General features: G+C 65.7%; 1 protein-coding gene. It reads left to right on the top strand.

Going from position 1 to position 396, the window contains the following annotated elements:
• On the top strand, positions 1-396 hold a 396-nt coding region (locus DY467_RS25950; RefSeq protein WP_205502871.1), incomplete at both ends, for an acyl-CoA dehydrogenase family protein.

Here is a 396-nt window from a genome sequence, read left to right as displayed (position 1 = left end):
GCGCAAGGAAGTCCGCGCCTTCCTCGCCGAAGAAATCGCCGCCGGCACCTTCGATCCACACAAGCCGCAGCGCGAAGATTCCGACGCGCCTGAATTCTCCCGCCGCGTCGGGGAACGCGGCTGGCTCGGCATGACCTGGCCGAAGCAATACGGCGGCCACGAGCGCACCTTTCTGGAGCGCTACGTCGTCACCGAGGAAATGCGCATCGCCAATGCGCCGACCCGGCGGTTCTTCGTCGCCGATCGCCAGAGCGGCCCGGTGCTGCTGAAATACGCGCCCGAGCACATCAAGATGGACATCCTGCCGCGGATCTGCCGTGGCGAACTATGCTTCGCGATCGGCATGAGCGAGCCGAATTCCGGCTCCGACCTGTTCGCCGCCAAGACCAAGGCGAC

Source organism: Rhodopseudomonas sp. BR0G17, from assembly GCF_010907025.1.
GTDB lineage: Bacteria > Pseudomonadota > Alphaproteobacteria > Rhizobiales > Xanthobacteraceae > Rhodopseudomonas > Rhodopseudomonas palustris_H.
This window is presented reverse-complemented; position numbering and strand designations above follow the sequence as displayed.